Genomic DNA, 9,769 nt, shown 5'->3' with positions numbered 1-9,769 from the left:
AATTAGCTGAACAACTAAAGAAACAGCAGAAAACAAAAAAGCTTGTAGAAAAAACGTCGTTTTCTCTACAAGCTGAGGCTGGAGTCATCCAAGCCTCTTTTTCTATTCTATGCCGCTGTTTGAACGCGTTTCGCTCTGGTTCTTTTTTTCTTGACCGGACTTAATGCCCGCTCCAGCCAGGCCATTATCAAATCTGCTCCTACCGCCATCACCGCAGTCGGGATCGCGCCGGCGAGAATAATCGCAGTTCCGTTTGTCGCGTTTGATCCGCGGACGATCATATCCCCGAGACCCCCGGCGCCGACAAATGTGCCGATCGCTGTAATCCCGATGGCAATGACGAGAGCCGTGCGCAAGCCTGCCATAATAACAGAAAGCGCCAGCGGGAGCTCAACCATCCGGAGAACCTGAAATTTCGTCATGCCCATCGCTTTTCCCGATTCTAAGTAGGCGTGTTCAATGCTGACAATGCCTGTGTACGTGTTTCGGATAATCGGCAGGAGGGAATACAGAAATAATGATACAATCACGGTGTTTGCGCCGAGCCCCATAACAAGCATCAAGACGGCCAGCATGGCAAGCGCCGGGATTGTCTGAATAACATTTGTTACGGCAAACACCCAAGCTGACAAGCGGCGAAAATGCGCAATAAGGATTCCGGCCGGAACTCCGACGGCAGCGGCAAACAAGACGCCGTAAGCCGACATGAGAAAGTGTCGGCCGAATTCTTCCATGACGTAGCTGCCGTTTTGCGCATAGTACGTCATTAACTGTTCAAGCACGTTCATTGTCTTCGTCCCCCTTTCACGATTCGAAGTAGTGATGCTTTTCTAAATATTCCTTGGCAACAACAGACGGTTCTTTTAGATTGCCGTCGACTTCGTAGTTAAGCTCCTGCATCGTGGCTGTGCCGATTTCCCCGATCATTTTCTGGATGATGCCTTCCAGTTCAGGATGTTCTTTCAGGACATGTTCCGGAACAACCGGAGAGCAGTCGTACGGAGGGAAAAATTGTTTATCATCCTTTAGCATTTTGAGCCCATAGGACTTGATTCTTCCGTCCGTGGAATATGCAAGCACAATGTCCATTTTTCCGTTTTTCACCGCATCATACACAAGCCCGATCTGCATTGGATACGTGCCGCCGAATGCCATGCCGTAGGTTTTTGTAAAATCCTCATAGCCGTTCCCCTTCAGCTTCATCCAATAGTTATCGACGCCCAGCTTTAATTGCGGCGCCCATTTTTTAACGTCTGATACGGTTTCTAAGTGATATTGATCCGCAAGCTGTTGGCTGACCGTAAAGACGTACGTATTATCAAACCCGTAGGAATCATACCATTTTAAATCGTATCTTTTTTTAAACTCCCGCTGTGTCAGCGCCAGCGCTTTGTCCGGATCTTTTTCCGGTTCCATTCTCAGCGTGCCTGTCAGCGCGTCTCCGGTATATCTTGTGGCCGCGATGTCAATTTCCCCGTTCATTAAGGCCTGCTGCTGCACCGCGTTGGAACCGAGATTTTTAATGGTTGTTGTTTTCAGATCAGTATAGTGTTCGATCATCTGGCTAAGCATGCTGGCGATGATTTCTGATTCGCTCATGCTTTGCGCGCCGATCTTAATGGTCTGGTCTGAAGCGGCGCTGAGGCCCGGAAGCGAACAGCCGCTCAACGTCATCATTGCTGCGAGCGTTAAACCGATCATCCATTTAAGATATTTTCTTTTCATGAGCCGCCTCCTTATGAAACTTCCTTCAATCTCTGCATGCCGGCAGGTGTCAGTTTTCGTTCAGCCACCGCCAGCACATAATCTATCACAATCGCCAATATCGTGACGGGCACCGCGCCGCCAATGATATATTCCGGCTGATATAAATTCAGGCCGATAAAAATGTAATCACCCAATCCGCCGCCTCCGATAAAGGAAGCAAGCGTGGCCCAGCCGATTAAGTAAATCGTCGATGTTCTGATTCCCGCCATGATGACAGGCGCGGCAAGCGGCAGTTCCACCAAACGGACTTGTTCAGCCGGCGTCATTCCGATGCCTTTACCAGACTCGAGCAGATTTTTGTTGACACCACGAATGCCGGTATACGTGTTGCGCAGAATCGGCAGAACGGAATAGAAAAATAAGGCCACAATAGCCGGAACTTTTCCGACACCTAAGAGCGGAATAAAAAAAGCGAGAATCGCCAGACTCGGCAGCGTCTGAATAATATTGACAATACCGATAATCGCGCCGGCCCCCTTCTTCATTCTGGTAAGCACAACCCCGAGGGGTACGGCAACGATTACGCCTAAGATGACAGCAATGAGCGATATCGTGATATGCTCATATGTTTTATAAAGGAGCTCTCCCCCGTTGGTTTGCAAAAATTGAACTATATGATGCATGACTTATCGCCTCCCTATGACAATACCGCGAGCTGCTTTTCTTCTCCCCAAAGGGAGTCATACACAATGTCGACCAGACTCGCTCTCGTCACAATTCCGATTAAGCGCCGGTCTTCATCCACAACAGGGACATATTTGACACCCCGTTTTAAAATTTTGCGGACCGTGTCGCGCAGCAATGTGCCGCCCAATACTGTGTATAGGTCTTCATGTAACACCTCTCCTACGAGATTGGCTTTTTTCCGGCATTGATCAATAATTTCAACATCCACATAGCCTTGGAGAACGTGCTCATGATCAACGACAAGCAACGAATCGACACGTTCCTGCCTCATCAGCTGAATCGCTTCAGAAAGCGTTTTATCCGCGGTGATCATCACGGGCTGCGTGTTCATAATCTGGTCAACCCGTTCAACATCCGGGCTGGATGACTGGATCAGCCGCTCCTTGCCGATAAATTCCTCAACAAATTCGTCAGCCGGATTTCTCAAAATGTCATCGGGCGTTCCAACTTGAACAATTTCTCCCGCTTTTAAAATCACAATCCGGTCTGCCAATTTAATCGCTTCATCCATATCGTGGGTAACAAATACGATGGTTTTATGTAAGGTTTTTTGCAGTTTTTTAAATTCTTCCTGAAGGGAATCCCTCGTAATCGGGTCGAGCGCCCCAAACGGTTCATCCATTAAGATAAGCGGCGGTTCCGCGGCAAGTGCCCGTAATACACCAATTCGCTGCTGCTGTCCCCCGCTTAATTCATGAGGGTAACGGTCCAAATATTCTGGTCCCATATCGACCAATTTTAGAAGCTCACGCGCCCGATCTTTCCGCTTGTGCTCAGGCCATTTCAGCAGTTTAGGAACAAGTGAGATGTTCTGCTGAATGGTCATATGCGGAAACAGGCCGATCTGCTGAATGACATAGCCGATCTTACGCCTAAGCTCGACAGGGTCCTGTTCCATGATGTTTTCGCCGTCAATGAAAATCTTGCCGGCGGAAGGCTCAATTAATCGGTTAATCATTTTCATTGTTGTCGTTTTTCCGCAGCCGCTCGGGCCGATAAAACAGATAAATTCGCCTTTTGCAATCTTAAGATTCACGTTATTCACGGCTTTTTTGCCGCCCTTGTATGTTTTCGAGACATTTTCTAATGTCAGCAAACATCGCACCTCCAAAATTAAATTTATTCAATTCGTTCAGTTTATATTTAATTTTTCAGACAATTGAATGCTTCCCATTATAGAATAAAGTTTATAAAATAAAAAGTTTACAATTTGTTCATATTGTTTATAAAGTATGTATAAATGCTGATTTACCCCCATTGACCTGCGATGATCTCCTTATTGCTCCAATTTCCTGCCAAATTCTCTTGTTACAGCATTTCCGCCGTATCAAAAATGTGGTATATTGGCATCTGAATTGTTAGCTGAAAGGATTGAAACCGTTGGAGAAAGATCCGTTAACGATCATTGAACAAGCTGAAGACCATTTAGTAGAAAGAATCGCGGAAAACATGCATGCATTTGGAATGCCCTCTACCGTCGGACGTGTGCTGGGCATTATTTATATGAATCGAAAACCGATGACGCTGGCCGAATTGTCTGAAGCGACCGGCATGAGCAAAACTCGCATGAGCCAGGTTGTGCGGGAAATGCTTGATGCCAACATTGCCGAGAAGGTATTTGAAAAGGGCGTGCGAAAAGATTTATATGAGGTGGAGCAGGATTACTACCAAACGTTTATCACGCTGTTTACAGCCACTTGGAGTAAAGTCGTCAGCAAAAACAAAATGATGCATAAAAAACTCAATCGGGAGCTGCTCAGCGTCTTGGATGAAGAGCTTGCCCCTGAAGCGGAAGAAAAAGTGAATGAGCTGCTGAAGGAATTAAAGGAATGGCTCGATTATTATCATTGGCTCGGCCGTTTGATTGAGTTTTTTGAGAGCGAAGAGATTTTTAAATATGTGCCGAAGCCGTAAAAAACGCCCTGTTTTCCACAAGGCGTTTTTTCTTATGCGGCGCCGGCCAGGTTTTTCTTCTTTTTAATCGGGCTTAACGCGCGTTCAAGCCAGCCCATGACCAAATCGGCAATCACCGCCATCAGAGCCGTGGGGATCGCGCCCGCCAATATAATCGCGGTACCGTTTGTTGCGTTTGATCCCCTGACGATGATGTCCCCGAGTCCGCCTGCACCGACAAATGTCCCGATGGCCGTAATGCCGATGGCGATGACAAGCGCGGTGCGGAGGCCGGCCATAATGACAGAAAGCGCAAGCGGAAGCTCGACCATCCGCAGCACTTGAAATTTCGTCATTCCCATCGCTTTTCCGGATTCAAGATAGGCGTGTTCAATGCTGATAATCCCTGTGTACGTATTTCTGATAATCGGCAGAAGAGAATACAGAAATAATGACAAAATCACCGTATTAGCGCCCAGCCCCATGACAAGCATCAGTACGGCGAGCATGGCGAGAGCCGGGATGGTCTGTATGACGTTCGTCACCGCAAAAACCCATCCGCTTAAAGTTCTGTATCTGGCGATCAGGATGCCAAGCGGAATTCCAACAATGGCGGCAAACAAAACGCCGTACACCGACATCAGAAAATGGCGGTAAAACTCCTGCATCACGTAACCGCCGTTTTGCGAATAGTAAGTGCCAAGCTGCTGTAGTACTTCCATATGATCCGCCTCTTTTCTTAGTCAAAATAATGATGTTTCTCTAAAAATTCCTTTGCTACGACAGACGGCTCCTTCAGCTTGCCATCCACCTCATAGTTAAGCTCCTGCATCGTTTCCGTATCGATTTGCCCAATCAGCTTATTGATCACACCTTCAAGCTCCGGATGCTCCTTAAGCACCTTTTCCGGAAGCACTGGTGAACAGTCATACGGCGGGAAAAAACGCTTATCGTCTGTTAAGATTTTCAGATCATAGGCTTTAATCCGTCCGTCTGTTGAATAAGCAAGAACAGCATCCATTTTTCCGTTTTTCACTGCATCATAGACAAGCCCGATTTGCATTGGATAGGTTGTGCCAAACTCAAAGCCATACGTGCTGACAAAGCCTTTATAACCGTCGCCTTTCCGTTTCAGCCAGGCATTGTCGACGCCCAATTTAAATTGGGAAGCGTTTTTCTTCAGGTCAGACAAGGTGTTGAGATGCTCCTTTTCCGCAAACGTTTTTGTCACGGTGAAGGCATATGTGTTATCAAATCCGTAGGAATCAAACCATTTATAAGAAAAGCGTTTTTCAAATTCGTTCTGCACGATGTTCAGTGCTTTTTCCGGGTCTTTCTCCGCTTCCTTACCGAGGGTGCTAGTTAAATCCGTCCCGGAATAGCGTGTGGCAGAAATATCAACATCACCGCCAAGCATCGCTTGGTGCTGAACATAGTTGGACCCGAGGTTTTTCACTAAAGCGGTATTCAAATCGGTATCATGTTCAATAAGCTGCGCGATCATATTCGCTAAAATTTCTGATTCTGTCATGCTTTGCGCCCCGATTTTGATTGTATCGTCTGAATCGCCGCCGAGTCCCGGCAGAGAGCAGCCGCTCATCAGCAGGACAAAGACGAGGGCGAACGCGCCAAGCCATTTGATTTTTTTCGTTTTCAACAGAGCCAACTCCTTACGAAACTTCCTTCATCCCTTGCAGTCCTTTCGGCGTCACCTTTCGTTCTGTCACACCCAGCACATAATCAATGATAATCGCCAGAATCGTAACCGGTACGGCACCGCCAATGATATATTCAGGCTGATACAGGTTCAGGCCGATAAAAATGTAATCACCGAGACCGCCGCCGCCGATAAACGACGCAAGTGTCGCCCAGCCGATTAAATAAATCGTTGATGTCCGGATTCCCGCCATGATGATCGGAATCGCCAGCGGGATTTCGACGAGCCGAATCTGCTCCCAGCCGGTCATGCCAATCCCTTTGCCCGATTCCAGCAGATTTTTGTTTACACCTTTGATGCCGGTATACGTATTACGCAGGATCGGCAGCACCGAATAGAAAAATAAAGCGACAATCGCAGGCACTTTCCCTACGCCGAGAAGCGGAATAAAAAAGGCTAAAATCGCCAGACTCGGCAGGGTTTGCACTATGTTGACAACACCTATAATTGCGCCTGCGCCTTTTTTCATTCTAGTAAGTGCAACGCCGAGCGGCACCGCAACGATAATGCCCAATACAACAGCAATGAGTGAAATATATATATGCTCTCCTGTTTTATACAGCAGCTCTCCGCCGTTCGTTTGCAAAAAAGTCATCATTTGATTCATCTTAAAAGAGCTCCTTCCCTGGTCAGATCGTCATAAGCTGGTCTTCCTCGCCCCATATGGAATCGTATACGATATCAACAAGGCTCGCTCTTGTCACAATGCCAGCTAAATGGTTCTGTTCATCCACCACCGGAACATATTTAATTCCCTGCTTCAGGATCTTACGGACCGTATCGCGCAGAAGCGCTCCTTTTTGTACGGTATACATATCCGAGCGGTATACTTCGCCAACGACGCTCGCTTTTTTGCGGTTTTGATCAATCATTTCCACATCAACATAGCCCTTCAGCACATTTTGTTTGTCTACAACGAGCAGCGAATCGACACGTTTTTCTCTCATCAGCTGAATCGCCTGAGAAAGCGTTTTGTCCGCTGATACTGTCACAGGCGTTCTGTTCATCATTTGCTCAACCCGCTCGATATCCGGTCTTGACTGGATCAGCCGTTCTTTCCCGATAAATTCTTCTACAAATTCATTTGCCGGGTTCCGGAGAATCTCATCAGGTGTGCCGACTTGAACGATTTCGCCCGCTTTTAAAATGACGATCCTGTCAGCAAGCTTAATCGCTTCATCCATATCGTGTGTGACAAACACAATCGTTTTGTTTAAGGTTCTCTGCAGTTTTTTGAATTCTTCCTGAAGGGAATCACGCGTAATCGGATCAAGCGCTCCGAACGGTTCATCCATTAAAATGAGAGGAGGTTCCGCAGCCAGCGCGCGCAGCACGCCGATTCTTTGCTGCTGTCCGCCGCTGAGCTCATGGGGATAACGGTCTAAATATTCCGGGCCCATATCCACAAGCTTTAACAGCTCTCTCGCCCGTTCTTTCCGTTTTTCTTCAGGCCATTTCAGCAGTTTCGGCACGAGTGAGATATTCTGCTGGATGGTCATGTGAGGGAACAAACCAATCTGCTGAATCACATAGCCGATTTTTCTCCTCAGTTCTACCGGGTCCTGTTCCATCATATTTTCTCCGTCGATAAAGATCTTTCCTGACGATGGTTCTATCAATCTGTTGATCATTTTCATCGTCGTCGTTTTTCCGCAGCCGCTCGGGCCGATAAAACAGATAAACTCACCTTTGGCAATATCTAAATCAACGCAGTTCACAGCTTTTTTGCCGCCCTTATATACTTTTGACACTTGTTCCAATTTCAGCAATCCGTGCACCTCCGCAGGTTCCTTTTTAATTTTCTGAAAAGTATAACCTTTATTATAGTTTGAACTTTATAAAATAAAAAGTTTATAATGTGTTGAAATTATATGTTATTTACAGATTATTTATTGTTATGACCAAGGCGTAAAGGGAGTTCTTACAATTACGCCGGATACCTCCCTCTTTCTCTGCATTCAGCTATTTTCAACAACTGGCAGAAATATGATATATTGACTCCATCAATTGCCATTTGAAGGGATGATCAGCTGTGGAAAAAACTGCTCTCGACATCATTGAACATGCTGAAGAGCATCTCATTGAGAAGATTGCCGAAAATATACAGACGTTTGGCATGCCTTCCACTGTCGGACGTGTGCTTGGGATTATTTATATGAATCGAAAACCGATGACGTTAAGCGAGCTGTCAGAGGCAACAGGCATGAGCAAAACACGGATGAGCCAAGTGGTCCGTGAAATGATTGATGCCAATATTGCCGAAAAGGTGTTTGAAAAAGGGGTAAGAAAAGATCTTTACGACGTTGAGCAGGATTATTATCAAACCTTCATTTCTTTATTTGCGGCGAACTGGACTAAGGTCGTGAGTAAAAACAAAGTACTGTATAAAAAATTAAACCGGGAGCTGACTGATCTTTTGCAAAGGGACGGGCTTACTCCTGAGACTGAGGAGAAAGTCAACCAGCTATTACATGAATTAAGAGAATGGCTCAATTACTATGACTGGGTGAGCCGCTTAATTGATTTTTTTGAAAGTGAAGAAGTGTTTCAATACGTGCCGAAAACAATAGAAAGCAGCTCCCGCAAGTAAGGGAACTGCTTTTTGAATGTATCGAAAACATGTCTTTCAGCCCGGCACCGATCATCACCTCCGCTAAGATGAATCCCATCAGCTGGTAATGACATTCATCTCTATTTTCCCGAGTTTGCTATTCAATGAAAGAAGAATAGTGAAAAAAGAGGCTATGCCGACCATCACAACGAGATCAAGAATAACGTTGCTAAGCCCGACGCTATGGATCATGACGCGCACTCGTGCCGGCATCTGCGATAATCGGTATAGATAGAGGCACGACTGACCTATCCGCTTTTTCCTGGCTTTCCTTATGTTTATCATGAGAAGACATTCAATAGATAATTAATGAAATATGCCGCCCGTTACGTATAAAACGTTTGTAGCCTGCCAGAAACACTCCATGCTACAATGAAGTGACAAATTGACTAGGAAGGACGTATACAGATGTTCAAAAAAATTGCAGCAGATGCACTGGGCTTATCTGATATCGGAAAAATTATCGAACCTCAGGATTATGACAAAACAGATGCTGATGACTATGTCATGCATGAAGACAATGAAAAAATATATCTCTTGATTAAAACGAAAGCAGACGAATACTGCTTTACGAATCTAGCTCTGATCCATGTAGACGGCGAACGCGCCACTTCCTCAAAACGAACGTTAAAACGCTATCCTTACTCTCAATTCAAAATGTCTGATGTTTTTCTGGAAACCGCGGGAAAAGTCGATCTAGATGTTGAGATTAAATTTAAACTGGGCGCGGAAAAATTCGACATCGATGTGCACAAAGACCAAATTGAAAAGTTAAAAGATCTATATAAAGCACTGCTTCGGATTGCTGAAACAACTTATGAAAATGATATTTTAATCAATCAGGCGGAACAAAGCTTGGATAAAGCCGTGACAATTCTTCACCACACCCGCCCCGAACACGTCAATCTTGAAACGCAATATAAAGAGCTGACCGAATTCGGATTCACTTGGCTGACATCCGTTCGCTCGCAGTATCATATTAAGGATTTTGGAGATGTATTTGAGAAATATATTAATAACTAGCATAAAAAAGACACGGCTTCTATTAGGCTCGTGTCTTTTTTGTGGCATTTTTGTATGAATACTGGTTACTT

The 9,769-nt window shown here is 45.6% G+C and carries 11 protein-coding genes and 1 pseudogene; 3 read left to right on the top strand and 9 right to left on the bottom strand.

Annotation, left to right across the window (positions count from 1 at the left end):
• Positions 1 to 107 precede the first annotated feature (107 nt).
• The 4 genes from opuBD to opuBA are packed head-to-tail and all read right to left on the bottom strand — an operon-like array spanning position 108 to position 3,550.
• A complete protein-coding gene (gene opuBD, locus ACY3LV_RS13625; protein WP_087991155.1) occupies positions 108 to 788 on the bottom strand; it encodes a choline ABC transporter permease OpuBD in 681 nt (226 codons plus the stop codon).
• A gap of 16 nt (positions 789 to 804) precedes the next feature.
• Positions 805 to 1,725, bottom strand: coding sequence for a choline ABC transporter substrate-binding lipoprotein OpuBC (gene opuBC / locus ACY3LV_RS13620; protein ID WP_464863972.1), 921 nt, complete (start codon positions 1,723 to 1,725; stop codon positions 805 to 807).
• 11 nt (positions 1,726 to 1,736) lie between these two features.
• Complete coding sequence (gene opuBB / locus ACY3LV_RS13615; RefSeq protein ID WP_148962770.1) at positions 1,737 to 2,390, bottom strand: choline ABC transporter permease OpuBB; 654 nt, start codon at positions 2,388 to 2,390, stop codon at positions 1,737 to 1,739.
• A 14-nt stretch (positions 2,391 to 2,404) separates the two neighbouring features.
• Positions 2,405 to 3,550, bottom strand: coding sequence for a choline ABC transporter ATP-binding protein OpuBA (opuBA, locus tag ACY3LV_RS13610; RefSeq protein ID WP_333560897.1), 1,146 nt, complete (start codon positions 3,548 to 3,550; stop codon positions 2,405 to 2,407).
• Positions 3,551 to 3,834: 284 nt separating this feature from the next.
• On the opposite strand from opuBA, the gene ACY3LV_RS13605 reads away from it, so the two are divergent.
• Positions 3,835 to 4,368 carry a GbsR/MarR family transcriptional regulator gene (locus ACY3LV_RS13605; RefSeq protein WP_148962768.1) on the top strand — a complete coding sequence of 178 codons (534 nt, stop codon included), beginning with the start codon at positions 3,835 to 3,837 and terminating at the stop codon, positions 4,366 to 4,368.
• A 32-nt stretch (positions 4,369 to 4,400) separates the two neighbouring features.
• Here the strand turns inward: ACY3LV_RS13605 and opuCD are convergent, their stop codons facing one another.
• The 4 genes from opuCD to opuCA all read right to left on the bottom strand — a co-directional run bounded on the left by opuCD (position 4,401) and on the right by opuCA (position 7,833).
• The gene (gene opuCD / locus ACY3LV_RS13600) at positions 4,401 to 5,069 is read right to left on the bottom strand and encodes a glycine betaine/carnitine/choline/choline sulfate ABC transporter permease OpuCD (RefSeq protein ID WP_148962767.1); all 669 of its coding nucleotides are present in this window, start codon (positions 5,067 to 5,069) and stop codon (positions 4,401 to 4,403) included.
• Positions 5,070 to 5,086: 17 nt separating this feature from the next.
• The gene (gene opuCC / locus ACY3LV_RS13595) at positions 5,087 to 5,947 is read right to left on the bottom strand and encodes an osmoprotectant ABC transporter substrate-binding lipoprotein OpuCC (protein WP_333561107.1); all 861 of its coding nucleotides are present in this window, start codon (positions 5,945 to 5,947) and stop codon (positions 5,087 to 5,089) included.
• Positions 5,948 to 6,017: 70 nt separating this feature from the next.
• Positions 6,018 to 6,671: a glycine betaine/carnitine/choline/choline sulfate ABC transporter permease OpuCB gene (gene opuCB / locus ACY3LV_RS13590; protein WP_333560898.1), complete on the bottom strand. Its 654-nt coding sequence runs from the start codon at positions 6,669 to 6,671 to the stop codon at positions 6,018 to 6,020.
• A gap of 22 nt (positions 6,672 to 6,693) precedes the next feature.
• Positions 6,694 to 7,833 carry an osmoprotectant ABC transporter ATP-binding protein OpuCA gene (opuCA, locus tag ACY3LV_RS13585; protein ID WP_148962765.1) on the bottom strand — a complete coding sequence of 380 codons (1,140 nt, stop codon included), beginning with the start codon at positions 7,831 to 7,833 and terminating at the stop codon, positions 6,694 to 6,696.
• Positions 7,834 to 8,096: 263 nt separating this feature from the next.
• On the opposite strand from opuCA, the gene ACY3LV_RS13580 reads away from it, so the two are divergent.
• Positions 8,097 to 8,654, top strand: coding sequence for a GbsR/MarR family transcriptional regulator (locus tag ACY3LV_RS13580; RefSeq protein ID WP_464863971.1), 558 nt, complete (start codon positions 8,097 to 8,099; stop codon positions 8,652 to 8,654).
• A gap of 19 nt (positions 8,655 to 8,673) precedes the next feature.
• Here the strand turns inward: ACY3LV_RS13580 and ACY3LV_RS13575 are convergent.
• A pseudogene (locus ACY3LV_RS13575) lies at positions 8,674 to 8,961 on the bottom strand (MarC family protein); the annotation flags it as partial.
• Between the two features lie 122 nt (positions 8,962 to 9,083).
• Here ACY3LV_RS13575 and ACY3LV_RS13570 point away from each other — a divergent pair.
• Positions 9,084 to 9,698, top strand: coding sequence for a PH domain-containing protein (locus tag ACY3LV_RS13570; RefSeq protein ID WP_464863970.1), 615 nt, complete (start codon positions 9,084 to 9,086; stop codon positions 9,696 to 9,698).
• Positions 9,699 to 9,769: the final 71 nt, after the last annotated feature.

The organism is Bacillus sp. 11C, assembly GCF_055486375.1.
Note: the sequence above shows the minus strand (reverse complement) of the source record. Positions and strands in the feature narration are given on the sequence as shown.

Excerpts from the sequence above, each read along its gene's own strand:
- opuCD (WP_148962767.1), bottom strand. The coding sequence starts at position 5,069 with ATGGAAGTACTACAGCAGCTTGGCACTTACTATTCGCAAAACGGCGGT.
- opuBD (WP_087991155.1), bottom strand. The coding sequence starts at position 788 with ATGAACGTGCTTGAACAGTTAATGACGTACTATGCGCAAAACGGCAGC.
- opuBC (WP_464863972.1), bottom strand. The coding sequence starts at position 1,725 with ATGAAAAGAAAATATCTTAAATGGATGATCGGTTTAACGCTCGCAGCA.
- ACY3LV_RS13570 (WP_464863970.1), top strand. The coding sequence starts at position 9,084 with ATGTTCAAAAAAATTGCAGCAGATGCACTGGGCTTATCTGATATCGGA.
- opuBB (WP_148962770.1), bottom strand. The coding sequence starts at position 2,390 with ATGCATCATATAGTTCAATTTTTGCAAACCAACGGGGGAGAGCTCCTT.
- opuCB (WP_333560898.1), bottom strand. The coding sequence starts at position 6,671 with ATGAATCAAATGATGACTTTTTTGCAAACGAACGGCGGAGAGCTGCTG.
- opuCC (WP_333561107.1), bottom strand. The coding sequence starts at position 5,947 with ATGAGCGGCTGCTCTCTGCCGGGACTCGGCGGCGATTCAGACGATACA.